The sequence below is a fragment of the Scytonema sp. NUACC21 genome, from assembly GCF_054684315.1.
In genome coordinates this window covers 170,903-196,010 of record NZ_BAAFZH010000104.1, presented here as the reverse complement: position 1 = coordinate 196,010, position 25,108 = coordinate 170,903, and the positions used below count along the sequence as shown (strand labels likewise).

The following is a 25,108-nucleotide window of genomic DNA, read 5'->3' as shown; positions in this document are numbered from 1 at the left end:
TCTAGGTGTTGATGCGGGGTATCACAAGCGCTACGGGTAGTTGAAATTTTAAAACGCAGCACTATCTAATACCTTGTACTTATGAAAAGTGCGTTAGACTTTGTAATTCCAGAAGCAGAGCCTAGCTTGGACACAGCAAGTACAGAATCACCTCCTTATACAAGAACGGTCGTAAGTATGATTCGTCTTATAAGGATTTCATTAATACAATCAGCTCAAAGATTTTAAAAATCAAGAGTCGTAAGAATTGGTCAGGGAAACACTTGAAACTAAACTATTTAGAATTCTCTAGAAAGCAGAAGGGTATTTTAGTGAGGCTTTAAAAGCGCCTTGTACAAAATAGCTATCCCCCATATATTAAGTCAAGGAAGTTATAAATCACACCAACCTCGATTGCTGTGAGTCAACAGTGCCCGTTCATTGACAACTGATTTTTAAACTTTGAAGCCAAGTTACAAAACAATTATCATTTATATCAAATAACAATTACTGTGTCAATCAAAAAGATTTCCTGTTGCCTTAAAAATTAGGTACATTTTTTACTCTTGGTACTTAAGTCAGAGTCTAGTCTTTGTAAACTTCATCTTACATAATCGTACATATAGCTTGATTTTTCTTAAACAGTTCATCTCCCAAACACCGTGTGAAAAGCATAGTTTATTTTTATATTTTTTTAAGATTTATTCATGTCTAAATATTCCAAGCTTATAAAAATCTTTATTAATTAAATTGTCTTTATTAAAGAATATACAAAATGCAATATTTTTAATACAAAGTGCTATTACCCAATCGCTGCCGCTTACAGCTTAGTTATGCTTCTGCCCTGGGAGGGCGGCAATATTCGGGTGAAGAGCTATCTTCTTTAAAGGAGGCTGGCTTTGTTGATATTGAAATCAAAGCAACTTTCGGTTATTGGAGCATAGTTACTGGTCGCAAACCTGAAAGTTAAGAGGTGCAATCTGTCAAAAGCAAGAATACTTATGGTATTAAGCTTGTTCCCTTCATCCTTTAGCCTTCATACCTCAGCCTTTTTATACTAGTTTTGCGGTTGCTATTCCGCGATAAAAAATCCAACAGCTCTTTCAAAGCGCAAGATTTCCAAACTGCTGTCACCATAGACTCCCTCTATCTGCTGGCGACAGCATTCTATGGCAAAATCATTTAATTCTTCCGCGTGTATACCATACATATCCGCGAACGCCTCGGCTTCCACGCGACAGAATCGCGGGCGGTTTTGGTAGATGCGGCACTCCCGATTTTCCTTATCGTAATTCACGCACCATCCATCGGCAGATACCATGCTCAGGTACAGCTCTAGTTCTTCCGGGGTTAAATACTCATGTAAGTCTGGACGCTCTGCTGGATCGAGATGACAGCATGCTCCACATTGCTTCACACATTGCCAAGTTGCCACTGTTAAAACCTTTATTTTTTATTTCTTATACTTTTGTTAAGTTACTTAAAGACTGCAGTCGAATGCCGGATATGATAATTTGCAAGTTTTACATTTGTATTTAATCTCTTAAGACAATCGGGAGGAAAAATGGAAGCTCTAGCTAACGTCAACTGGGAAGTGATTTTCCAGCTAACATCTGTTGCACTCATCATGCTAGCAGGTCCAGCTGTAATTTTTGTTCTGGCATTTCGCAACGGCAACCTGTAGAAGTCAGGAGTTAGGACTGAAGGGTAAGAAACACTCACCACTCCTCGCCCTTCACTCCTTCCAAAGCTTGAAAGGCTGCTTGGATAATACCTTGATACTGAGGCAGAGAAATATCAATTTCTCTAGCCTCTTGCCGATTGATCCCCAGTATCCCAATCGACTGACCTAGAGGAACCGCTAGAATAACCCCTTCAGGATTCAAAATTCTCAATTCGGGGAAAGAACCATTTTGATAAATACCACAGGTATAGGAACGCTGTTTGTACTCAAAAGAAGTTCTTGTTGGAAGGATTTTGGAAAGGGATTGAGACGCAAAAAGCTGGTGTTGTTGGTTTGGAAGCCTGACACCAAGTAGTTCCAACTCGATACTTATATTACCATTAAACTCATTCTCTCGGAGTTTGTAAGCTATATCAACTTGTGACGGTAGAGGAAAATAGTCACGCCAACGCCATGCGATCGCTTTAATTCTGTACGGCTGATTGTCGAGGGTTTGTATCACCGTAAGCTTAAGGTGATTTTTGCCGACAATTTCCTGGTCAACCACACGGACATTAGCTGTCCAAAACACTGGATCGGGGTTGTCGATCCCACAGGGTTCCAAAACATTCATTTGTTGATAAAAATGGCGATTAATTTGAGCCAAATTGACTTGGGTATCAATTTTTAAAAGAGGCTTGAGATGTTGTGTTTCCAAGCACTTATTAGCAAACTCACTTAAACGCGATCGCAAAGCAACAAGATTTTCCGATGGCAGAGAAAAACCTCCAGCTGCTTTATGTCCGCCAAACTTGCCAAGCAAGTCGTAACAGTACTCTAAAGCCTCAAAGACATGAAATTCTGGAATTCCTCGTGCCGAACCGCGAATGTGTGTGCCATCCTCATAGGTACCGATGAAAACTGGAGCACCATAGCGTTCCACCAAGCGGGAAGCAACGATACCAATTACCCCGTGATGCCAGTTAGGTTGAACAAGGACTAACACCCGATCCTCAGGAAGAGAGGCAAGATACTCTTCTTCTACAATTATGACTGCCTCCTTTTCAATTTGCTCGCACATTTCCTGGCGTCGGCGGTTAACTTCTTCGCATTGCATTGCTCTTTCCAATGCGATTCCCATATCGTCAGTTGTGAGCAATTCAATCACAATTTGAGGATCGCCAATGCGACCAATCGCGTTAATTCGCGGACCAAGGCGAAAGCCAATATCCTCTGGCTTCAACGATTTTGGTTTTGAGGAGTAAGGACTTGCAGATATTTTTCCCCCCTCGGACACTCCCCCCTTGCCCCCTTCCTCTTGTCCGCGCACCTGCACTCCAGACATCTGAATCAGGGCTTGCACTCCAGCAAGTTTAGATTTTGGTAATTTTTGCAAACCACTTTTCACCCAATGGCGATTGACTCCAGTTAAGGGTGCTAAATCCGCGATAGTACCCAACGTAAACAGTTCGAGCATTGGATCTAATATGCTGCTATGAGCTTGCCCTAATTCGCTTGCCAGAGATACCGCTAAAATATAAGCAACACCAACTCCAGCAATCCCTCTATAGGGAGAAGATTTTTGGATGAGTTTGGGATTGAGGATGGCATTGGCTGGCGGTAATTGTTGGGGGAGATCGTGGTGGTCGGTGACAATAACTTTTAAACCCAGTTCTCTGGCTCTAGCAATTGGTTCAAATGCAGAAATCCCATTATCGACAGTGAGGATCAAACTTACACCTTCGCTATGGAATTCTTCAACAATGCGTTTATTGATGCCATAGCCATCGTGCATTCGACTGGGAATTGCGTAATTGACTTGAGCATTCAGCCACCGGAGACAGCGTAAAAGTAAGGCAGTGCTTGTCATACCATCAGCATCATAATCCCCGCAGATAGCAATTTTTTCTTGAGCGGCGATCGCACTTTGTAATAACTCAAGACACGCAGCTAAATCAGGAAAGTCATCTAATGGCGAAGGCAGCGCCAAGAACTCCAGAGACAAAAAAGTTTGTGCTTGTTCCGGCGTTTCAATCCCACGGTTTATGAGTAGCTGGTTAATCAGGGGAGGTAAATTGGTAATTGCTGCCAGCTTTTGTGCCAATTCACTTTTTTGAGGGTAGATTTGCCATCGCTGTGATGGTAATTTTTGACCGAGACGAGAAAATTTGGGTGGAGATTGGTCTAGCACGGGCAAGGGAGGAGTTATGAATTATGAATTAGGAGCGAGCATAACTGAATTTCTCACTCCTACCTCAGTTAGTAGTTACTTTTTAACTTTAAAACACATTTACGCGACCATCATCGCGGATGTAGACAGTGCGATCGCCGGGAGATTGCCAGCTAGGACGGAGTTCTACTCGAAGCGTACCAAAATTTGGTTTAGAGACGATAGCCTTTAAAGGCAATCCCGTGTTATCCCAAAAGACAACAGATACATTGGGTTCTGTACCGTCTCCCTGCTCTAACTGTATTCGCTGCCCCGGTCTTAAAATAAGTTGACCGACACCATAGGGCTTCTCCACTTTAATCAACCTGGGTGTAGCATTTAAAACTTCTATTCTTACGTGCTGACCGGGTGTAAATTCAATTGGCTGCAGTCCGCATTTGGAGGCACAAGTTCCAGCGAGTGTCAGGTTACTTTGGTTAGCTGCTCCCAAGAAAAGGGTTGTTGCTAATAAGGTTAAGGTTGCAGATAAAAACTTAGACATAGATAGGACTTACGCAGTTTGGCAAAAGTATGTAGATTTTAATACTCCAGCCTAACATTACAGATCGCGTTTTGAGTACTTTTTTCTGACATTTCTACTACTAAAGAAATAGTAAAAATCACTTACAGTTAATGTGATAATCATTACATAGTTTTTGCTTTTTTTTCCTAGTAGTCTGGCAGCCCAAGGGGATATGAACTGGCTCAAGTTCTTGTTAGTGAAGATTTTGCAATAATTGAATACATTTTGCTCTGTCTCTAGTATTGGAAAAACATTTTATATGAGATAAATTTTATTACCACAGTTAGAAGATTTCCTTTTACAAATTAGATAGTATTTCTTCGTATAATAATTAGTTTTAACCTGTTGAAAAAATTAGCTTAAGGTGTAACAAAATAACCGATTTTTTAACAAAAAGAGCATGGGAATTATGACTGCAACTAACAAAAACCAGGTAGACCGAGACGCTAGTCCTAAAAAAGATAGTTTACTTCAAAAACTCTGGGATGCAAAAGTGGTTTTAGCCACAGCATTCTTAGCCATGTTAGTTCGCGCAGGTTATGGTAGCGATGCAGCTTCACCGCCAGGGCTTACCAGCACATATGATATAACCAATAACACGGAAGACTACATTGGTAAAACTGTGACGGTTATCAGCAAACCCTTTGAAAAAGTTGGTTTAAGCTCTTTTACAGTAAGTGATAGCCGATATATGAGCGGTGAGCCTTTTGTGGTGGTCAACGCTTCTGGTGTACCTTTTGATTTACCCAGAAACCGAGATGTCAAAGTTCAAGTTACAGGTCAAGTTCAGAATTTGGAAATTGACAAGATTGAGCGAGACTATCAGTTGAATTTGCAGGATGGAGACTATAAGGAATATGTCAATAAACCTGCTATTATTGCTGAGGATATAATACAAGCACCAACACCAGGTCAAATAAGCAGCAACCCTACAAGGTTTTATGGCAGAAAACTTGCAGTAAAGGCTGAAGTCGAAAACATTCAAAGCCCGGTTTTGTTTACTTTAGATGAAAATTACTTGTTAGGTGCAGAAGATTTACTGGTTTTTCTAACAGCACCGCCAGAACAGGAAATCAAGAAGAAGCAGACAGTTATGGTCATGGGTGAATTGCGCCCGTTTGTAGTAAACGAGATTGAGAGAGACTACAACGTCAGGTGGGATGAAAGAGTAAAAAAACAGTTAGATACTGATTACAGGAATAAGCCCGTATTCATAGCTGAAACTATATATCCCTAATCCAACATTTTACTCTGGGCACTGCCCACCAACACCCATTTGTCACAAAGTTGTAGGGTGGGCAGTGCCCACCAACAGCCATCTGTCACAAAGTTTATCAGATAATTTTGATGGTATCAAAGTATACTATTTTTCATCATAGCGATACTAAAGGATGTCCAAGAAATAAATTATCCATCTTATGGGAAGGGAATTTTCGCCCTTCTTATAGGAGTGGTGGGCTGGAAGCCCGCACCACAAGAGAAAGTTGAATATTTTTTATCTAACAGTACCTAAATTACTGTTGAAAAATCTTTAAGTAATGTCCTACAAAGGAAATTTCAAAGTTTATAGACCAAGAAAACAAGTTATGTGGGATTACTGGACTGATGCGAAGAGTGAAAATAACCTTAAAGATACATATCCAAAGATAGGTGTTTCCTGGCTATTTTGGCGATAATACTATAATCATATTCGTCTTTCGTCAGATGTCTAATTTAGTATTTGACGAGGATTAAATCTCTAGAAAGGTTATGTAACATTGTAGGATGTTAATTCAAAATGGAGCCAGAAAAAGAGATTCTCATAGAGCAAACTTTCATCGAACCTTCCTCGAGTTCTTCTACACTACAAAGCGAGGAACATTTTCTTAACGAAGCGTTGATTTTAGTGCCCCTTCTCTTCTTATTCATCTTTTCGGTGGCTTTTTTAAAGCAATCAAATTTAATCCAAGCTTTATACAATCGAATCATCACTCTAAGGCTTTATACTCAGATTCCGTGTTTTAAATGTCAATTTTTTAAGCAAAATCAGTATCTACAGTGTGCTGTACAGCCTTGTTTAGTATTGAGCAAAGAAGCTATCCAATGCCCAGATTTTAAGTCTAATCGTGGGAAATTCTGAAAAAACAGCTGTGCAATTATTATAACTATTGATTGCGCGATTGCGGTAACTAAATAGTAGAATTACACAAAAGTATCTAACTAAAATGGGTGCAGAATTGGCACCTTTTTATGGTGTGCGGGAAATATCCCATTGCCTGAGCTAAAGTGCTTACCTAATAAATTCAACAAATATCTCTGCATCAGTTGAGTGCAGGCGAATAAGGTTTTGCTTTGAGCATGCTTTACTCAGCACCATTGCTTATGCCAGCAATCGTTAACCATTATTATGGAGAGTCAGTTGGATGAAAGATCATTGGTATAAAAATGCGATCGTATACTCCCTGGATGTTGAAACCTTTATGGATTCAGATGGAGATGGCGTAGGAGACTTTCAGGGACTAAGTAACAGATTGGAACATCTAGCTGGGCTGGGCATTACTTGTTTGTGGCTCTTACCATTCTATCCTTCCCCCAATCGCGATAATGGCTATGACATTATGGACTACTACAACGTAGATCCCCGGTTTGGAACATTAGGAGATTTTGTAGAGTTCATGCACGAGGCGGGTGAACGCGGAATTCGGGTCATAGTGGATTTAGTTGTTAACCACACATCCAATCAGCATCCTTGGTTTCAAGCAGCAAGAGCGGATAAAAACTCCAAATACCGCAATTACTATGTCTGGGCAGATAAGCCACCTGAAAATCAAATTGAGCCTGCGTTTCCTGATGTTGAGGACAGTGTATGGGAGTATGACGAAAAAGCACAAGCTTACTACCTGCATCACTTCTACAAAGAACAACCAGACTTAAACATTGCGAACCCCGCAGTGCAAGAAGAAATTTACAAAATTATGGGTTTTTGGCTAGAACTTGGTGTATCTGGCTTTCGGATTGATGCGGCTCCTTTTTTGATACACGGAATTGGAATAGAAGGAGCAGACGATCGATGCCTACAAAATTTCCTTACTCAAATGAGGGATTTTCTCTCATCTCGCAATGCCAATGCAGTGCTAATTGCAGAGGCAAATGTCACCCCAGATAAATTTTCCGTTTATTATGGACAAGGCAACCGGATGCATATGCTGTTTAACTTTATCTTGAATCAGCATATGTTCCTTGCCCTCGCTCGCCAGCAGGCAGCACCGCTTGTTGATGCGTTAAAGTCCGTCATACCAAAAATTCCCTCAATCGGGCAGTGGCTCAACTTTGTGCGTCACCATGATGAATTAGACCTGTCTCAACTGCCTCAGCAAGAACGAGAAGAAATCTTTGCTGCTTTTGCCCCAGAAGAAAATATGCAGATTTTTGGACGGGGTATTCGTCGCCGACTACCTCCAATGCTGGAGGGTAATTGCCATCGTATAGAGCTCGTTTACAGCTTAATGTTCAGTTTGCCAGGAACTCCTCTGTTACGCTACGGTGAGGAAATTGCTATGGGCGAAGACTTATCGCTAGAAGGTAGAGAAAGCGTCCGCACAGTCATGCAATGGTCAGATGAACCCAATGGTGGGTTTTCTACTGCGCCGGAAAATACCCTTGCCCGACCAAGCATTTCACAAGGTAAGTATGGGTACAAACATGTTAATGTTGCCACAGAACAGCGCGACCCCGGCTCATTAATGAACTGGATGGAACGAGTCATCCGCCTTCGCAAGCAATGTCCAGAATTTGGTCGAGGAGAGTGGCAAATTCTGGAAACTGACGAACCCTGCGTCTTTGCTCACTGTTCCCAGTGGCAAGGTAGAGCTATGATTGCAGTTCACAATCTTGCAGACCGCGCCTGTGTCGCTACTATCAAAACATACAAGTACAAGCACCTGATAGAGCTATTTTGCAATCAGCACTATGAACCAATTAATGGCGAATTGCTTTCCATTCCTTTGTCAGCATATGGCTATCGCTGGTTCCGAGTGAATACTATGCGCTAATCGCTAATGTCCTTAGTCTTTGGCCATTTGTCCTTAGTCCTCGATCGATAACAAATGACAAATGACAAATGACAAATGACAAATAACAATCCTCAAATTTAAGAAAAATATGGCAAAGATTGGCTGTCAGGCTTCCCACGAACAATTTAAGCCCAGCGAACTGTTGAAGTACGTCCAACTGGCAGAACAAGCTGGCTTCACTCATGTCCTGTCGTCCGACCACTTCCATCCTTGGAGCGAACAACAAGGACAAAGCGGTTTTGCATGGAGTTGGCTGGGTGCAGCAATGCAAGCCACCCCAACACTTTCTTACCGGGTAGTTTGCGCCCCCGGTCAGCGCTATCATCCAGCTATCATCGCCCAAGCTGCCGCAACCCTCACAGAAATGTTCCCCAATCGCTTTGTGTTAACCGTTGGCAGCGGACAGGCACTCAACGAACAAATTACTGGAGAAGTTTGGCCTACCAAGGCTAAGCGCAATGCTCGCCTTAAAGAGTGTGTTGATGTTATGCGTGCCCTGTGGGCAGGGGAGACAGTGACGCATCACGGTTTAGTGTGTGTTGAAGAGGCAAAACTATACACTCGTCCTGAAATACCACCCCCAATTATTGGGGCAGCTGTCACAGCTAAAACTGCTGAATGGCTTGCTAGCTGGGCGGATGGACTGATTACCATTTCTCACCCACTTCCTAAACTTAAAGAAGTTGTTGAGGCTTTTCGCCAAGGTGGTGGCGAAAACAAACCTATGATTTTGAAAGTGCAGTTGTCCTATGACCTTAATGAGGAAACAGCGCAACAAAAAGCATACGAGCAATGGCGCAATAATATCTTTGAAAACATTTTGATGACAGAATTGCGGACTCCACAGCAATTTGATGCTGCTGGGCAGTTTGTCCAACCTCAAGAGATGAAGGAATTTGTCCGCATCTCAGCAGACCCAGAGCAGCATATTCAGTGGCTTCAGGAGTACATTGAACTGGGGTTTGATGAAATTATTCTGCACAATGTCAACCGAGAACAGGAGCAGTTTATAGAGGTCTTTGGTGAGAAAGTGCTTCCAAGATTAACCAATAACTAACAAATACTTGCTCTCTACTACTATTTATGATAAAATCCTCGCCAAGCAATAATGATGGCAAGGATATCATTGTGTTATTGCGGTGCGGTGATTTTTCATTTATCATTATTTGTTATTTGTTTAATACTTTAATTCCTCCGTAAGAGAGGTTTCATGCCTCTATCTATAGATAGATGTTATTCGTGCTAGAATTCCATATTCAGATTGATCACAAAATCTACCTAAATGGAGATTTCATTTCCGTAAAGCCGTGTTTATCCTTTGATGAAAAGCAATTGAGACGCCAATAGCACACATGCTCAGTCACTTTTAGGTTCAGAGGGAACCCAGTTTAACCAACCGCTCCAATTTTGAACGATTTCTGCAAACTCGGCATAACCTGCTGCTTTGGGATGAGCACCATCATTCGCTATTGCCTCTTCCAACCAGATATTTGACTTTTCTAGGATAGGAAAAATATCCAGATAAGGTACATCTAATTCCTGGCAAACTAAAGCAAACTGTTGGGATAAATTAGCTATTCTCTGATTTCTTCCATCCTTTTCTTCATCAGCTAGAGGTGGCGGTCCAATCATTAAAACAGGATATAACTCTTTGGCTTGACTCAAAATATAGCGGGTATTTTTTATTGATTCTTCTAATTCAACACGCAATATACCCTGTTCAAACCCTGTATCGTTAACGCCAAAAGAAAATACAACTCTGCCATCGTGCTCTTTCGGTAATCGATAAGAAACTTCTCTGAGCCAACGTTCTCTTAGCTGTGTACTTGTTTCTCGCCTCACTCCTAAATTATAGGAGGTAATATCGTAACCTTTTGAACTGGCATTCACACATATTCTTCCAGCCCAACCAAGATGTTCTGGGTCACCAGTTCCGTTAACAAAGGACTCACCTAAAAAGCAAATTCTTAATTCACGTATATTTTTTGACATTACAATTTCTATTTTAATATTGTCAAGGCCTACCTCGAACAGCGCAAACAGTTACTACTAGCCCAAATTAATAATCAAGAGCAATCTTCACAAGAATAAAACAGAACCATGACGAAGCTCTCGTGCTTGAACGCGGAATCGCTTATGTTTTGATGGAGGCGGATATATCAATGTCAGTTTTATTCTTTTCAGTGGAAAAACCCTAGCCTTAATAGCTAGGGTGAGAATGCTCAGTCCAAATGTCGATAAGAGTTTTTAATAGCAAAGTCCACTCGTCTTAACCAACTGCAAAAGCAACCAGAACTAAAGTAGTGACAAGTAATGTAGCAAACACGCCTTGGATAACATATTGACGTTGCTCCCAAATAGCAGGGTATTCAGCAAAATGCATCTTTGGCTCGGTTGGATAGTTGTTGAGGACGCCGTCTTCATTAACAGTAGTATACATAGCTCTTTTCCTTGTTTGTTATCTTATGTAAATAAATATAACAACATTGTTACAAAACATCAAGAGTGCTTGACGTAGAAAGACAAATAGTCTTCATAAGAGGAGCTAATCTGTGGGTTGTTCTCATGCGATCGCTTGAGATTTCGCTATAAGTAGTCATCGCATTCCGTATATAAAAGAAATGACTACACAAAATTGCCCTATTTATAGCATTAACGATGAGGTTGCTTGTGAAGCCAATGAATTAATCTGCTTGAGTAGTTACAGGACTGAGTAAGGCACTAGGCTAAAGTTTTCGTGTTGATCGGCAAGGAGAAGGCGATCGCAAAGGTTTGCGGCAAGCAAGTGAGCGAGACCGATTCGTCCTTCACTCTGAATGGGCAGTTCGACCGAGAGATGTTCGACGAGCACTTTTAAACTTTTCGCCCCATATCGTTCATTTTTCTGGGCATGGAGCAGAGGATGGTGGTTTAGCATTTGAGAACGAACTGGGAAATATACAATTAGTGTCTCCCGACGCACTTGCTGGGTTGTTCAAACTTTTTTCAGAGTCTGTAGAGTGCGTACTCCTGAATGCTTGCTACTCAGAAATCCAAGCTCAAGCTATTGCTCAACATATTAATTTTGTCATTGGAATGAATAGAGAAATTGGGGATCGTGCTGCCATTGAATTTGCTGTAGGTTTTTATGATGCTTTGGGATCTGGGTATCCCGTTGAAACTGCCTATGAATTTGGTTGTAATGCAATTCAAATGGCAGGGATTGCAGAATTTTCAACTCCAGTCTTGAAGTGTAAGAATAGTTCCTTACCAGAGCGCAATCTTGATCGTTCCCCAACAACAACTCTCATGAAAGCCATTTACTGATAATAGAAGATGACCAAGGGCGTAAAGAGTTTACTTTGGATCGTCCTACTTACTCTATTGGTAGAGATCGGGAGTGCGATATTCGCCTTGTGTCACAATTTGTTTCGCGCCGTCATGCCACTCTCGTTAGGCTACCGCGTGATGATAAAAAACGGGGCTATTATTACCGAATCGTCGATGGCGATGCAAAGGGTAAAACTAGTTCCAACGGTTTGATGATTAACGGTCGCAAAATTCCAGCTCACGATCTCAAAAATGAAGATGAAGTTGTTTTTGGTCCGCAGGTTCGTGCTATCTACTACCTAGTTCGGGATACCATGAGGGCTACAGGACAAATCGATAATGCTAAGTACAATATTACACTTATAAATGCTGGCATGACCGAGGATATGGAAGACTAGTTTGAAAAAGGGAGTGAGAAATGTTCGTATCTATTTTTCCTCGCATCGTAGTGTCTCTTCTTTTACTTAACATTGAGAGATATATTTCCCTTGCACGTAGTTATGGTTTTGACATTCAATTTTTCAGGTGCAAGATGTGAGTTTACCGTCCAGCTGATTTTGCTTGATTTTTGGGGCTTATTCATAAGCTGTGCTTATCCTTTGTCTAAAGCAATCAACTTTTTACATTCCTTCAAGAAGCTGTATTATACACTACTATTTTTTAGCGATCTGCCCAAAGGGCAGGCGCGAAGCTATCGCAAAACTTTTCGGTCTACTAAACTTGGTTACAGTTTTTGATACACGAGTCATTTACTCAATTAGACTGCCAAACAATGGAAATTGTTATGTGGTTAAGAAACGCGTTATGACTCAAACTGAAAATAGTAATCATTTAAGAGATAATACATCGTCTTCACATTCGGGTACGAGATACTGGGGAAAAGTTGAGGTTATAGAAGAAGGAGAACATTATCGAATTAGTCGTGTACAAATCAAGCCCAAGCACAGCATCAAACCACAAATTCATTATCACCGCAGCGAGCATTGGGTCGTTGTTTCAGGTACTGCAAAAGTAACCTGTGGCAATCAGGAAGTACTTTTGAACCAAAATGAATCAACTTTTGTTCCTCCTGCAACGCTTCATAAGGTAGAGAACCCTGGATTTATTCCTCTGATTATTCTAGAAATTCAGAATGGTGAGTACTTGGGTGAAGATGATACGGAACGCCCATTAGATTTGACTTTAGCTTAAGTAGACATTCATCCTATATCTTTGACCGCAAAGGGAGTGTGGGATAAATATCCAGACAACAGTAGTGCGATACCCGATTAGCGTGCATATTCCAAGTGCGTGGAGACGTAGCATACTACGTCTCTACAAATATTATTGCTCGCGATCGCTGTAAGCAAGTGCCCGATTGCGTCCTTGCTGTTTGGCTTGATAAAGTGCCCGGTCGGCCATTTTCAACAACTCCTCTGGCATAACCTCTGGAGTAGGAACTAAGCTACTCACTCCGAAACTCACACTCACATAACCTTCAGTTTGTGATTTAGGATGAGGTAACTGGAGTTTGTGTATTTCTGCACGGATCAGTTCCGCTACTTGCATTGCTCCCGTTAAGGGGGTATTCGGAAGCAGGATGGCAAATTCATCTCCTCCATAACGAGCAACTAAATCAGCAGGACGCCGGACGCATACACTAATAGTGCTAGAGACTTTTTGCAAACAATAATCTCCAGAAAGATGACCGCAGCTATCGTTATATCCTTTAAAATTATCGATATCACATAAAATTAACGACAAAGGTAACTGTTCTCTTTGCAATCTGCGCCATTCCTGCTGTAAAACTTGATTGAATCGACGGCGATTACCTACATGAGTCAACTCATCTAAGTTAGCAAGGCGCTCTAATTCTTGATTTGCTTTTTCAAGTTGTTGATAGAGTTGTGATTGTTGAATTGCGATCGCCAGTTGGTCAGTTACAACTGTCGCAAGTTGTAAATCTGATTTTGTCCACGGTACCGAGCAATCTCTGATGACACAAAGGCTTCCCCAAACCTGAGTATCTGAGTAAATGGGAATGGGCAAACAAATTTTGGGATACTGTTTTTCTATGTCGATATTTAAGTTAGCGCTCGCCCGATTCACCACATCTAGACTCAATACTTGTAACTGTTCCGGATCTATGTCTAAAAAAGTATCTTCTGCGAGTATTTCTTGTTTATTTACAGCTTGTATGGAAGGAGATAAATATTCTGCTACCATTTGCCACGTTTTTTGCTCGGGAGAATATTGCCTAATCCCAACCCATTGAGCATCAAGCACATTACCAATGGCTGTAACAGTGGTAGAGAAAATTGCAGACAGATCCAGAGAGTCACGGATTGCTTGAATCATACGATTTAGGGCTTGCTCTCGTTGATATTGCGATCGCAGTGCAGCTTCCGTTTGTTGGCGTTGTAAAATCTCTCTTTGAAGTTGTCGTTTCTGAGACAAAATCATGATTTGATTGTTAACACGTGCCAAGACTTCTTGAACCTGAAATGGTTTTGTAACGTAATCTGCTCCTCCAACATGAAAAGCTCTAGCCTTATCTAAACCTTCACTCAGGGCACTTAAAAAGATAACTGGAATGTCTCTTGTGTGTGGTTCAACTTTCAGCCTTTGACAAACTTCATACCCATTCATATCAGGCATTAGAATATCAAGCAGAATTAAATCTGGAGGAGAGGCTAAAGAAACCTCAAGGGCTGATTGCCCATTTGTGACTGGTCTAATCTTATAGCCATGTTTACCTAAAATTTTAAATAATAAGCCTAAATTTGCTGGTGTATCATCTACAACTAATATTTCTGCTTTTAAGTTATTTTTTCTTGTATAATTCATTGGCTAATATAACAAAACTATCGGACTTAGCTGTTCATATTCCTACTTTTGCTTTAGAAAACTTAAAAAACCATCGTATTTATAACGAAAAAATATTTTAGTACGTTGTTCCGCTAAAAAAAATCATTATATACTTGTATTCATTTTGCCCGCTTATTAAGTATTAAACCTGGTTCACAGGCTTAATTGTGACAAAGTGGTTTACGGACAGTTGTGGAATGTTATATTGTGAAAGTAAAAATTTTATAAATCAGCCCTGTAACAACTCTGGTCAAGAACTAACAAGCCTTTGTTCTGGCTCGAGTAACACAGAAACTTTCCGTGAATTTTAGCCTAGCTGTTGAGTCATTCGTTTCCTAACTAAAGCGGGGCAAAACCAGTAAAACTACTTTTGCCCCCGATAAGCTTATTGCGATCGCTCTTTTCATTGATTGTAGTGCGATCGGTCAATCAAGCGACCTCAATTTCTCATCAATCCACCCCAACGGCAATTTTCACCTCTGACACCAATGGAGACTCAGACAAAGGCTTAATAAGGAATATATTTCGCAATATTTCAATAACTGACTGACTGCGTGGTTCTCGAACAAAAACTAAAGGTAGCAGAGCAATTAATCGCAAAACAACTGAAAGGGCAAACAAACCGGGTAAACCCGCAACAAAGTCTAGCCCAGCTATAAAGCCACCGACGGTTGAACCTAAACCTCCACCGACACCGGCAACAGCTGCAGCAAGAGCAAAATATTGAGAAGGTCGATCCACTGGAGCAACGGACATTTGAATATTATTGATACACAATTCACTTGCTGCGATAGAACCACCAGTAGCTAGGTGTATGAGGGGTAGCCAGACCCATACAGAAACTGCATCTGCCCCAGTAAAGAGCCAGAATATCGGTGTAACTGCTATCAGAATACCCACTAATAATAAAAGTGGACGATTGCCCACCCTGTCAGCCAGCTTGCCCCAGAACACCAGCATGACTAAGTTAGCGCCAGATGCCAAACTGGTGTAAAGCGTCACCACGTTCAAATCCAATGCCAAATTTTGCATCATATAAAGATTAAAGAACGGTGCGCTAAGGTTAACTGCAAACATCCACAAACCTAAATACAGCAGTAACCTTAGAAAATTGATGTCTTTAAGTATACTGACTTTTTCTTGCGAACCTTGGTTGTTCTCTCGATTTTGCAGCGAAGTTTCAAGATGAGTGATTTGCGGATTCACATCTACCATCCAAAACTGACAGGCTAAACTGGCTAGCCCAAGGATAATTCCAACCAACAACATCACACCGAAACCCTGCACTTGACCACCAGGCCAAGCCGAAATGCCAAATCCCAGCAGTGGCATGCACAAGAGATTAGTCAAGCTTGCAGAACTATTGCGAAGACCAAAATACCGACCCCGCAACCGTGGGGGAACTAAAGCCGCCATCCAGCTAAACCAGGCAGAAGAGCCTAAAGCCCCCAATACATGGGTGATAAGAATGATTGCCAGTGTCCAAGTCACTAATTGATGGGGAGGATTCCCAAACCTGACCATCCATGCGATACCTAGTAGTAACACCAGCCACAACAGCCTGGAAGGAGCAAAAATGGCTAACACATACCAATGACGGCTGCTCCTGCGATCTGCAATGAATGCTCCTAGGGGTTGTAAGAAGTTTACCAACAGGGGAATTGATGATAGGAACCCGATTTCTACTGGAGTTGCTCCTAATTCAAGTAAGAAGTTCACCAGCAAAACGCCACTAGTAATGTTGGAAAAGATAGTGGCTAAAATACCATCAATGGTAGATGCTTTAAGACTAGTTCTTATATCTTGTTTGGAAATTTTTGTTGATGGGTCTATTTTTTGACCCAGCACTGACGTAGGAAGAGGTTCCAGTACTTCTAGAGTAGGGGAAGATAAAGTGTTCACTATAAATTGATATTAAGTTAGTAGGTTAGATGAGTGAGTCCTGACTACAAAAGGTGTCAGCGCTTATGAACTGACATTAACTTGACCGCATTAAACTGGAAAACAGCCTGAGGAGTGATACATTTCTCAATCTAGCGAAACATAAATAAAAAGTAAAATTTTACCTATTAGCAACTTTGTTGCTTCAAATGCATAAGTTGCTTAAACTGAAAACTATCTCAAAGTAGAATTGAACAATTAAATGGTTGCTAACCACTTCTAGTTATGTCCAGGTACGAGTTCCAGCGCAATTTTGCCGTTATTATTGCTATCAATGATTACTCTAATGGCATCCCACCTTTAGAGACGGCTGTCCCTGATGCTCGTGAACTTGCCAGGATTCTTAAAGATTATCAATATAATGTCCGGCTGCTCTTAAATAATGATGCTTCCCTGGAAGGGTTGAATCAGCTGATTGCGGCTTTTAAGCAAGGGGAAATACCTATAAGTGAAGAAACTGTAAAACTAACTGACACTGACAGAGTGCTGTTTTACTTTGCCGGACACGGTATAGCGTTAGATGCCTTGGAAAATGAAGATGGACCATCCGGTTACCTTGTGCCTGCTGATGCCCAATTAGGTAATATCAAGACTTACCTGCTGATGCAAGAGTTACATGATGCTTTGCTCTCCCTGCCTTGCAGGCATTTGCTAGTTATCCTTGATTGCTGTTTTGCTGGTGCATTTCGATGGTCAAGTCACAAAAGAAACGTTGTGCGTTTACCAACTATTTATAAAGAACGCTACGATCGCTTCATTCAAGACAGGGCGTGGCAAGTAATAACATCTGCGGCTCACGATCAAAAAGCTTTAGATTTTTTAGCCAATCGCGGACAGGTAAAGCAGCACTCTCCTTTTGCTGCAGCGCTGTTTGAAGCCTTAGGTGGTGATGCAGATATTTACCTACCAGGCAAAGATGATAAACCTGTGGGTGATGGAGTCATTACAGCAACAGAGCTTTACTTTTACCTTCGGGAAAAATTGGAGACAACAACCGAAAAACTCGACAGTCGTCAAACCCCTATTTTGTGCCACCTACCAAAACACGACAAAGGAGAGTACATTTTTCTAGTTCCCGGTCACGAGTTGAACTTACCTCCCGCACCGCCGCTGAATTGCCAGAATAATCCTTATCGGGGACTAGAATCTTTTGATGAAACTCACACTCAGTTGTTTTTTGGGAGAAAGCAGCTGACAGAAAAATTAAGTGCATTTGTGTGCGATCGCCAGCTTACAGTAGTCTCAGGAGCTTCGGGAACTGGCAAATCGAGCCTTGTGAAAGCTGGATTAATTCCTCAGTTACGCAATTCTGACACGCAACAGTGGCACATTTTGAAGCCAATTCGTCCTGGTGGGGCTCCAATGACTGCCCTTTCTCAAGTTAGGAAGCAAATAACAACCGATTCTCCATCACTCAACGATGAAACAGTAACCAACTACCAAGCTTGTGGTGGGGGATTGGAAGCAGTTCTCTCAGACAACCACCAATTACTTGTGGGCTCAAAGCCACTGGGCTTGTCGCTGGTAGATGTCGTGACTGGTTGGTGCAAAGCCAATCCTCAGAAGAAGCTACTGCTAATTATTGACCAGTTTGAGGAATTGGTCACCATGTGCCACAACGATAAGGAACGGAAGCAGTTTTTGAGCGAACTGGAAAAAGCACTGAAAGTCTCTCAGTTTTGTATTGTGTTGACATTACGCTCAGATTTTGAGCCACAGTTTCTGACATTTGCCTTCGAGTCCCGTTGGATGGATGCTCGATTTACAATACCACCAATGACACAAAACGAGCTGCGAGAAGTGATTGAAAAACCAGCCGCAGAACGAGTGCTCTATTTTGAGCCTGTAGATTTAGTGGAACGATTGATTAACGAAGTGGTACAAATGCCAGGAGCATTACCGCTCCTTTCCTTTACCCTGAGCGAACTTTATTTTAAGTATTTGCAGCGTAGAGGAGACAACAGAGCCTTAACAGAAGAGGATTACAGGGAACTTGGGGGAGTTGTTGGTTCACTTACGCAACGAGCAACTCAGGAATATAAAAATTTGGTAAAGTGCGACCCAGCTTATGAGCACACTATTCGTAAGGTCATGTTGCGAATGGTGGCAGTGGATGGTGGTGGATTGGCCCGCAGAAGATTACCTTTGAGCGAACTTGAGTATCCAGATCCTAAAGAAAATCATCGAGTAAAGAAAATTCTTCAACGTTTTACAGATGCGCGTTTGATTGTTGGTGGAACAGAACCAAGCGGTGAACCTTATGTGGAACCAGCCCACGACGCTTTGGTTCGGGGATGGGATTTGTTACAGAAGTGGAAGAACGATGAGCAAGAAAACAAGGGTTTGCTGCTGCGTCAGCGTCTGACACCGGCTGTTAATGATTGGTACAATCTCAGCTTTGAGTCTAAACCGGAATATCTCTGGAATAACAATCCTCGTCTTGATGCATTAGAGAAGGTCTTAAAATCTCCTGTCCATCAGAACTGGCTAAATCAGCGAGAGACAGAATTTGTGAAAAATAGCATTGACAAAAGAAAGGATGAACTTGAGGAAACTAAGGAACGCCTGCGAATCTCACAGCAGCAAGAGCAAATTGCTCTGGCTCGCTTATTAGCAACTCAAGCACAACTAATGCAAAGGGAGGACATTAGTCTACTACAATCTAGTGTTTTGCTAGCTGTAGAGTCTATGAAAAGATTTAATAGGGTGGAAATGAGGTATCTCCAAGCCGATCAAACCCTACGTCAAGGGTTAAGTTTACTCCCTCGCTCCATCCTTCGCATCACTAAAAAAAGCAATCGTCGTTATGCTTGTTCGCAATCATTTACCTTTTGTTCTGATGGCAAACACATGGCGATCGCCAACGATCGTATACAGTTGTTAGAAATAACCAGTGGTAGAAAAGTTGCAGGTCTAGAGTATGAACAAGATTTAACAGTTGCAACTCTCAGCCCAGATGGTCAATATGCTGCTACGTGTGGTCAAGATGGTGTGGTCAAAATTTGGCAATTGAGTTGCGAGGGATACGCACAAATACCTCATTGTGAAGAAGTACAAAATATTGTTTTTAGTCCGGATAGCCGCTACATAGTTGTTATTAGTGGTAATTTGAGAAGAGTGTGGCAATTGACTGGTTCTTTAGAAGCGAACCCTGTAAAATTACCATTGGTAAAACTGCCGGATATTTCTTGCGGTCAAAGTGCGATCGCTTTTAGTGCGGACGGAAATTATTTAGCTGAATTTGTTGAAGACAGCCCTAATTCTGAAGAAGGTAGGCGACAAGTTTGGGAACTTGCCAGTGGTCGGAAACTTATTCATGAAACAGTCAATTTATCTTCCCCATCAAGCATCGAAATCAACTTAAGTCTTGGGGAAAATATTGATGATATGGCATTTAGTTCAGACAGTAAATATTTTGTTGCAACAGTAACTCTCAATACAGTTAAAGTATGGAAATTACCCAGTGGTGAAGAAATGATGACCGTGCAGCATAGCACATGGATAAATACCATTGCTATTAGCCCAGACGGTCAGTACATAGCTGCTGGAGATAAGAAAGGAGAAGCAGTAATTTGGAAAGTCCCTTACGGCTATCAAGTGGCACACTTAACAGATAGTCCTACAACCTGGTTGGGTCGAATTGTCTTTAGTCCAGACGGGCAATACTTGGCTACCGCAGGTAAAGGTTTTAATAAAGTTGCCAGAGTGTATCACGTCTTTCGCGGTAGAGAAGTAGCACGCATAATACACGAAAACTATGTTCTAAATATCGCCTTTAGTCTAGATGGTAAATACATAGCTACCCAAGAAGATAGGTATCCAAACAAAGGTTACAGCGATACGCTAAATCTTTGGCAGATTGTTGATGATTTTGATGGCAAAATCCTAATTCAACTTGATGCAGAAAAATTTATAAATCACATTACTGTAAGTGCAAGGGGTAAGTATTTGGGTCTAACCTGCAGCCAAGCTAATAGTTTACAAATTTATTTAATAAAAGGTAGTGCTAGAGAAATAAGTTTTATCAAGCACGAGGGAGTACATTACGCTGTCTTCAGTACCGATGAAGAGTTAGTTGCTACTGTAGGTGACGATAAAACTGTACGCATTTGGGAACTAGCTAGCGATCGAGAATTGACATCAATACATCATGATGCATCAATCATGAGAATCGCCTTTAGTGACGATGGAAAATTTTTAACTACATTAACTTACTTAACATCGATTTATAACGATAACATTGAAGCCTTGATTTGTGATGTCATAGTTTGGGATTTAACAACTCTCAAACAGGTTAAGCACATAGAAAATATTAAAGTAGTTAGCATAAGCCCAGATGGAAAATATCTTGCCACCCTCGTTGAAGACCCTATTTTTCAAGAGAAAACTTTGTCAATCCAACAGGTTTTAAAAGAAGAGGAAGTTGCGCTTATAAAACTGGAAAATGAACAATTGAGTGAATTTACTCTCAGTGGAGATGGAAAATATCTTGCTGGCTTTGGTGGTTTCTATGGTTCAGATACATCTGTAGACAGCGATGGTATTATGCAGGTGTGGGATTTATGCGGTAAAGAAATCTTACCTACCATCAAATTGGGAAGAGCGGTGAGAGAAGTGGTTTTTAGTCCCGGTAGTCGTTTTCTAGCAGCAGCTGTTGGTGATAATACTGTAAGAATTTGGGATTTGATCAATCAGCAAGAAGTGATAAGTATCGAAGTATACGGAAGTGTCAGCCATATGATTTTCAGTTGGAACAGTGAATATCTAGTGACTGTTAACTATCTAAATCAATTGCAATTGTGGAATTTACAACCAGAAGTTTTTGTTGAGGAGGCTTGCAGCCGCTTGGCCTGTAATTTAACCCAGGAAGAGTGGCAACTCTATTTGAGAGATGAACCCTATCAAAAGACTTGCCCCCATCTACCATAGATTTATTTGTAAATTTAACGGTTGAAACTCTCACCTTGAAGAACTAAAATCGAACAAGGTGCATTGTGAAGGACATGACTGCTGACACTACCTAACAAAACTTCTGTGAATCCTTTAAACCCTCTACGACCCAGCACAATTAAATCAGCTTTCCATGTTTGTGCTAAATTGCAGATAGATTTACCTGGTTCCCCTACACGGCAGAGGCATTCCACTGCAATCCCCTGCTTCTGTGCCATTTGCTGGTAAGTCTGGAGCAATTCTTCAGCTTCTTGGGTTTTTTCCTTGATTTCAGTTGGATATGTAAGTTTTGACCCCAAATCAACCCCGTTGAAGATCATCAAAGTTGCTGACTCTTTTTTGGCTAATTCTAAAGCTTCCTCAAACACTACTCGTGCTTCAGGTGATGGATCGATAGCAACTAAAATTCTTTTAAAACCCACGGTTAACCTCTAAATATCAGTTATTACGCCCACCTACTTATTTTCCTACAAAAACACCTCTCATATTAAGTTTGGATGAATACTCATTATTAATTAAGCGTCTTAGCGGTATGTTTTTGTGCTACAACTCAAACGAAAAATAAGCATTGTGCTGTGTAGTATTAGGTTACAAATAGCATGGTGCTTCATATTTTGTTATGGACAAAACTAAATAAGTGATAGAAAAATCTCTTGTCAAATGTATTGTGTAGCGCTCGACAAAAATTTGATTAAATGTTGGGTTTTGTTCCTCAACCCAACCCACACTCTCAACAGGATAAAGGATGAAAAATAGCTTGATAAATGGATAAATCTCCTCAATTTATTGAAGGGGTTTACAACCTATCTCATACTTTATACTTCATATTTCATACTTCATTTGCGTTCCTGCATATTTCTGACAATCTTAGTTAATAATTTTCTTGGTGCAAATCTTACACTTTGAGCTAATATCTTATTCTTAAACCCAGGAATGACAACAGTTTTACCTTCCATGAGGGCATGATAACCAATTTTAGCTACAGTTTCCGCATCCATAATTTTTTGACCGCTCACTAGTTTTGAGTCTTCCATTGCAGCTCGTTGCTGAAAACCAGTTTCTGTCGGTCCCGGACAAAGTGCTGTCACTGTAACACCAGTACCCTCTAATTCATTTGCAAGTGCTTCAGAGAAAGATAAGACGTAAGCCTTAGTTGCAAAATAAACCGTCATCAAGGGACCTGGTTGAAAAGCAGCAGTTGAAGCAACGTTTAATATTTTGCCGTAGCCTTGCTTGACCATGTCCTTGAGAAAAAGCTTTGTTAAATGGGTAAGACACACCACATTGACTTGCATCATTTGCAGTTCGGCGTTTAAGTCAGTTTTATTAAATAAACCGTATGTAGCAAATCCGGCGTTATTAATTAGGACATCTGGGGCTACAGCTTCTTGCTGTAACTCTTGAAAAATCTCAAATGCTGCTGTGGGAATAGATAAATCCTTGGTAATGACTTTGACTGCAACACTGTATTTTTGCTTTAAATCTTCTGCGATTTGAGTCAGCTTTTGTTCGCTTCTAGCTACCAGGACAAGATTGTAACCATCTTGGGCAAATAACTTAACAAGTTCATAGCCAATTCCACCAGATGCCCCAGTAATGACAGCAGTTTGCTTCCGATTACCCTGGGTCGTTGTTTTCATAACTGTCTTTTGAAAAATGGGGACAAATCCATCATGAAGGAAAAAAAGCTATTACGCAGTCTAAATTTATGCAGTCTAATTTTTTTTTAATTGTTGCTTGCGCGACAGCTTAGAAACAGTGTATATCGGCATTTTGGCAGATGAATGGATTTAAGGGTAAGTATTATATAAATTAAGTGCAAGAGTGTCGAAAGACACATATCCCGGCTATATGTCGGGATTTTTATTAAGCACTACTGGAAACAAAAGCAAGTAATTGTTACAAAATTTATTTAGAATCACTGATTCATCGCTGTCTATCTGCAAAATCTTGGCAACAAAGCAAAAGCCAGTTATGTGAGAGATTTGTTTTGATGCTGAGGTTTTCTCTTATACCAGCGGTACCAAATCTTAGAACTGCGAATGGCAAACCAAAGCAAAATTAAAGCAATTAATCCGCCTTGCTGGGGAGCATCTAAGGCAAAAAATACTAAAGCAACGCACAAAGCGTCTTGTATGAAGACTACCCATATTGGTATGCCTCGCAGGCGGTAAAACCAACCAATTTGAACAAGTTGAAGCACAAATGCTAGTGAGCCACCCAATAGAGCAATCAGCCAATTTGGAGTCGCTGTAGCACGAGCAACGGCTAACCCCATAATTGCTCCCACAATTGGGGCTAGTAATACGTGAAACACTTGTAGCACTCGTTGACCCAATAGCTTTTTTGAGGCAAATATCTCAACTAATGACCAACTCGTTAACGAGAACAGTAAGAACGGTGTAGAAACGTGCGATAGGATTGGAACATCTGACCAAAGGTTGGCACCTTGAAGCAGTCCGATAAAAAGCAGAGGCAGGGCTATTCTAATTCCTGCCGCCGCAGATGCAGATAGTGCGGCTAGGATATCAATCATGTAGTTACTCTAAACTAGCGCTTAACTGGATTTGTAAGGGTCGGCGCTGAAACTTACCCTCATTAGGTAGAGTTTGGCACAAAAATTAAAATTTGGCACTATAATACTCATACTTATTTTAAATTATACAAGTATTTTAAAAAAAGGCAGTAGTTCTTTGTAAAGTAATGGTGCTATGCAGTTTTTGTGGTTTGGGTGGGAAAGCCTTATTGGGAAAGTAGTGTGGGCTGTGCCCATACTACTGGTAATCAATTGCTGGTAACTGTTAAATGCCCAATCTTTGATACACCTGCTCTAGGTGCCTGAGATGGTGCTGGGGATCGAAACAGTCTGCAATTTCTGCAGGTGATAACTTTTGGGTAACGCGAGAGTCTTTTGCAATTAAGTCACGGAAATTACCGTCTGGTTTATTCCAAGCAGTGTGAGCATTTTGTTGCACAATAGCATAAGCTTCCTCACGGCTCATGCCTTTGTCTATCAATGTCAGTAGTACTCTTTGGCTAAAGACAACACCGCCATAGGAGTTCAAATTGCGCTCCATGTTCTCGGGATAAACTAACAGGTTTTTCACCAAGTCAGTTATTTCTTTAAGCATAAAGTGAGTCAAAATACAAGCATCTGGTAAAATGACTCGCTCTACAGAACTGTGAGAAATGTCTCTCTCATGCCACAGCGCAACGTTTTCTAAAGCGGCTCCAGCATGGCTGCGGACTATTCGCGCCATTCCCGTCAGCCGTTCCGAACGGATGGGGTTTCGTAGAAAATGATGGTTTCACCTCAATCTCATTCCAAAGCGATCGACCTTTTGCCATTAGAAAGTTTCAATATTTTTTAGATAACCAGCTCCCCTCTAACATTTTTCGAGCAAAGGGGATTATGTGGTTTGATGAAAGCCCAAAACGGCACATTTTTCACTTGTGTGGCAAACGCTTCACTCTTGAAGATGATGAGTGGAAGGGAGAAAAGAAAAACCAATTGGTGCTGATAGGTCAAAATCTCGATCGCGAAACTTTACTAAAACAGCTGGAAAACTGTGTCTGTTTGCCTTCTACCTCTCGCGGTAAAGGCTTTGGAAAATAGATTCTAGCCAAACAACTGC

18 protein-coding genes and 2 pseudogenes are annotated in these 25,108 nt (G+C 41.1%); 9 read left to right on the top strand and 11 right to left on the bottom strand.

Annotation, left to right across the window (positions count from 1 at the left end; genetic code table 11):
* Positions 1–1,051 precede the first annotated feature (1,051 nt).
* Positions 1,052–1,414: a YkgJ family cysteine cluster protein gene (locus ACYRY3_RS36370; protein ID WP_460206581.1), complete on the bottom strand. Its 363-nt coding sequence runs from the start codon at positions 1,412–1,414 to the stop codon at positions 1,052–1,054.
* 129 nt (positions 1,415–1,543) lie between these two features.
* Here ACYRY3_RS36370 and psb30 point away from each other — a divergent pair, with 129 nt between their 5' ends.
* Complete coding sequence (psb30, locus tag ACYRY3_RS36365; RefSeq protein WP_460206580.1) at positions 1,544–1,663, top strand: photosystem II reaction center protein Ycf12/Psb30; 120 nt, start codon at positions 1,544–1,546, stop codon at positions 1,661–1,663.
* 34 nt (positions 1,664–1,697) lie between these two features.
* On the opposite strand, the gene ACYRY3_RS36360 is transcribed toward psb30, so the two are convergent.
* Positions 1,698–3,833: a single-stranded-DNA-specific exonuclease RecJ gene (locus ACYRY3_RS36360; protein ID WP_460206579.1), complete on the bottom strand. Its 2,136-nt coding sequence runs from the start codon at positions 3,831–3,833 to the stop codon at positions 1,698–1,700.
* A gap of 88 nt (positions 3,834–3,921) precedes the next feature.
* The gene (locus ACYRY3_RS36355; protein WP_460206578.1) at positions 3,922–4,353 is read right to left on the bottom strand and encodes a cupredoxin domain-containing protein; all 432 of its coding nucleotides are present in this window, start codon (positions 4,351–4,353) and stop codon (positions 3,922–3,924) included.
* Positions 4,354–4,783: 430 nt separating this feature from the next.
* Between ACYRY3_RS36355 and ACYRY3_RS36350 the strand changes: the two genes are divergently transcribed.
* The 3 genes from ACYRY3_RS36350 (at position 4,784) to ACYRY3_RS36340 (ending at position 9,483) form a co-directional block, all read left to right on the top strand.
* Positions 4,784–5,611 (top strand): hypothetical protein, encoded by an 828-nt coding sequence (locus tag ACYRY3_RS36350; protein WP_460206577.1) that lies wholly within the window; start codon positions 4,784–4,786, stop codon positions 5,609–5,611.
* A gap of 1,165 nt (positions 5,612–6,776) precedes the next feature.
* Positions 6,777–8,405: an alpha-amylase family protein gene (locus ACYRY3_RS36345; RefSeq protein ID WP_460206576.1), complete on the top strand. Its 1,629-nt coding sequence runs from the start codon at positions 6,777–6,779 to the stop codon at positions 8,403–8,405.
* 109 nt (positions 8,406–8,514) lie between these two features.
* A complete protein-coding gene (locus ACYRY3_RS36340) occupies positions 8,515–9,483 on the top strand; it encodes a TIGR03885 family FMN-dependent LLM class oxidoreductase (protein WP_460206575.1) in 969 nt (322 codons plus the stop codon).
* A gap of 299 nt (positions 9,484–9,782) precedes the next feature.
* On the opposite strand, the gene ACYRY3_RS36335 is transcribed toward ACYRY3_RS36340, so the two are convergent.
* Both ACYRY3_RS36335 and psb34 read right to left on the bottom strand, forming a co-directional pair.
* Positions 9,783–10,418 (bottom strand): GDSL-type esterase/lipase family protein, encoded by a 636-nt coding sequence (locus ACYRY3_RS36335; protein ID WP_460206574.1) that lies wholly within the window; start codon positions 10,416–10,418, stop codon positions 9,783–9,785.
* A 277-nt stretch (positions 10,419–10,695) separates the two neighbouring features.
* The gene (gene psb34, locus ACYRY3_RS36330; RefSeq protein WP_460206573.1) at positions 10,696–10,866 is read right to left on the bottom strand and encodes a photosystem II assembly protein Psb34; all 171 of its coding nucleotides are present in this window, start codon (positions 10,864–10,866) and stop codon (positions 10,696–10,698) included.
* Positions 10,867–11,198: 332 nt separating this feature from the next.
* On the opposite strand from psb34, the gene ACYRY3_RS36325 reads away from it, so the two are divergent.
* The 3 genes from ACYRY3_RS36325 (at position 11,199) to ACYRY3_RS36315 (ending at position 12,926) form a co-directional block, all read left to right on the top strand.
* Positions 11,199–11,732 carry a CHAT domain-containing protein gene (locus tag ACYRY3_RS36325; protein ID WP_460206572.1) on the top strand — a complete coding sequence of 178 codons (534 nt, stop codon included), beginning with the start codon at positions 11,199–11,201 and terminating at the stop codon, positions 11,730–11,732.
* The gene (locus ACYRY3_RS36320) at positions 11,729–12,133 is read left to right on the top strand and encodes an FHA domain-containing protein (protein WP_460206653.1); all 405 of its coding nucleotides are present in this window, start codon (positions 11,729–11,731) and stop codon (positions 12,131–12,133) included. The genes ACYRY3_RS36325 and ACYRY3_RS36320 overlap by 4 nt, the downstream gene beginning before the upstream one ends.
* Positions 12,134–12,539: 406 nt before the next feature.
* Entirely contained in the window at positions 12,540–12,926 is a 387-nt protein-coding gene (locus ACYRY3_RS36315; protein WP_460206571.1) for a phosphomannose isomerase type II C-terminal cupin domain, read from the top strand.
* 132 nt (positions 12,927–13,058) lie between these two features.
* On the opposite strand, the gene ACYRY3_RS36310 is transcribed toward ACYRY3_RS36315, so the two are convergent.
* Both ACYRY3_RS36310 and ACYRY3_RS36305 read right to left on the bottom strand, forming a co-directional pair.
* On the bottom strand, positions 13,059–14,561 hold the full coding sequence (locus ACYRY3_RS36310; RefSeq protein WP_460206570.1) for a diguanylate cyclase domain-containing protein: 1,503 nt from the start codon (positions 14,559–14,561) through the stop codon (positions 13,059–13,061).
* A gap of 471 nt (positions 14,562–15,032) precedes the next feature.
* A complete protein-coding gene (locus ACYRY3_RS36305; RefSeq protein WP_460206569.1) occupies positions 15,033–16,484 on the bottom strand; it encodes an MFS transporter in 1,452 nt (483 codons plus the stop codon).
* A gap of 264 nt (positions 16,485–16,748) precedes the next feature.
* On the opposite strand from ACYRY3_RS36305, the gene ACYRY3_RS36300 reads away from it, so the two are divergent.
* On the top strand, positions 16,749–21,452 hold the full coding sequence (locus ACYRY3_RS36300) for an nSTAND1 domain-containing NTPase (RefSeq protein WP_460206568.1): 4,704 nt from the start codon (positions 16,749–16,751) through the stop codon (positions 21,450–21,452).
* A 14-nt stretch (positions 21,453–21,466) separates the two neighbouring features.
* Here the strand turns inward: ACYRY3_RS36300 and ACYRY3_RS36295 are convergent, their stop codons facing one another.
* From ACYRY3_RS36295 to ACYRY3_RS36280, 4 genes and pseudogenes are all read right to left on the bottom strand, one after another.
* Positions 21,467–21,895 carry a universal stress protein gene (locus tag ACYRY3_RS36295; protein WP_460206567.1) on the bottom strand — a complete coding sequence of 143 codons (429 nt, stop codon included), beginning with the start codon at positions 21,893–21,895 and terminating at the stop codon, positions 21,467–21,469.
* 414 nt (positions 21,896–22,309) lie between these two features.
* Positions 22,310–23,113, bottom strand: coding sequence for an SDR family NAD(P)-dependent oxidoreductase (locus tag ACYRY3_RS36290; protein WP_460206566.1), 804 nt, complete (start codon positions 23,111–23,113; stop codon positions 22,310–22,312).
* Positions 23,114–23,445: 332 nt separating this feature from the next.
* The gene (locus tag ACYRY3_RS36285) at positions 23,446–24,009 is read right to left on the bottom strand and encodes a DUF4126 domain-containing protein (RefSeq protein WP_460206565.1); all 564 of its coding nucleotides are present in this window, start codon (positions 24,007–24,009) and stop codon (positions 23,446–23,448) included.
* 265 nt (positions 24,010–24,274) lie between these two features.
* A pseudogene (locus ACYRY3_RS36280) lies at positions 24,275–24,766 on the bottom strand (adenylosuccinate lyase); the annotation flags it as partial.
* Here ACYRY3_RS36280 and ACYRY3_RS36275 point away from each other — a divergent pair.
* Positions 24,766–25,089, top strand: a pseudogene (locus ACYRY3_RS36275) (GTP-binding protein); the annotation flags it as partial. The pseudogenes ACYRY3_RS36280 and ACYRY3_RS36275 overlap by 1 nt on opposite strands.
* Between the last annotated feature and the right edge of the window lie 19 nt (positions 25,090–25,108).

Excerpts from the sequence above, each read along its gene's own strand:
- ACYRY3_RS36340 (WP_460206575.1), top strand. The coding sequence starts at position 8,515 with ATGGCAAAGATTGGCTGTCAGGCTTCCCACGAACAATTTAAGCCCAGC.
- ACYRY3_RS36345 (WP_460206576.1), top strand. The coding sequence starts at position 6,777 with ATGAAAGATCATTGGTATAAAAATGCGATCGTATACTCCCTGGATGTT.
- ACYRY3_RS36315 (WP_460206571.1), top strand. The coding sequence starts at position 12,540 with ATGACTCAAACTGAAAATAGTAATCATTTAAGAGATAATACATCGTCT.
- ACYRY3_RS36350 (WP_460206577.1), top strand. The coding sequence starts at position 4,784 with ATGACTGCAACTAACAAAAACCAGGTAGACCGAGACGCTAGTCCTAAA.
- ACYRY3_RS36355 (WP_460206578.1), bottom strand. The coding sequence starts at position 4,353 with ATGTCTAAGTTTTTATCTGCAACCTTAACCTTATTAGCAACAACCCTT.
- psb30 (WP_460206580.1), top strand. The coding sequence starts at position 1,544 with ATGGAAGCTCTAGCTAACGTCAACTGGGAAGTGATTTTCCAGCTAACA.
- ACYRY3_RS36285 (WP_460206565.1), bottom strand. The coding sequence starts at position 24,009 with ATGATTGATATCCTAGCCGCACTATCTGCATCTGCGGCGGCAGGAATT.
- psb34 (WP_460206573.1), bottom strand. The coding sequence starts at position 10,866 with ATGTATACTACTGTTAATGAAGACGGCGTCCTCAACAACTATCCAACC.
- ACYRY3_RS36335 (WP_460206574.1), bottom strand. The coding sequence starts at position 10,418 with ATGTCAAAAAATATACGTGAATTAAGAATTTGCTTTTTAGGTGAGTCC.
- ACYRY3_RS36290 (WP_460206566.1), bottom strand. The coding sequence starts at position 23,113 with ATGAAAACAACGACCCAGGGTAATCGGAAGCAAACTGCTGTCATTACT.
- ACYRY3_RS36300 (WP_460206568.1), top strand. The coding sequence starts at position 16,749 with ATGTCCAGGTACGAGTTCCAGCGCAATTTTGCCGTTATTATTGCTATC.
- ACYRY3_RS36310 (WP_460206570.1), bottom strand. The coding sequence starts at position 14,561 with ATGAATTATACAAGAAAAAATAACTTAAAAGCAGAAATATTAGTTGTA.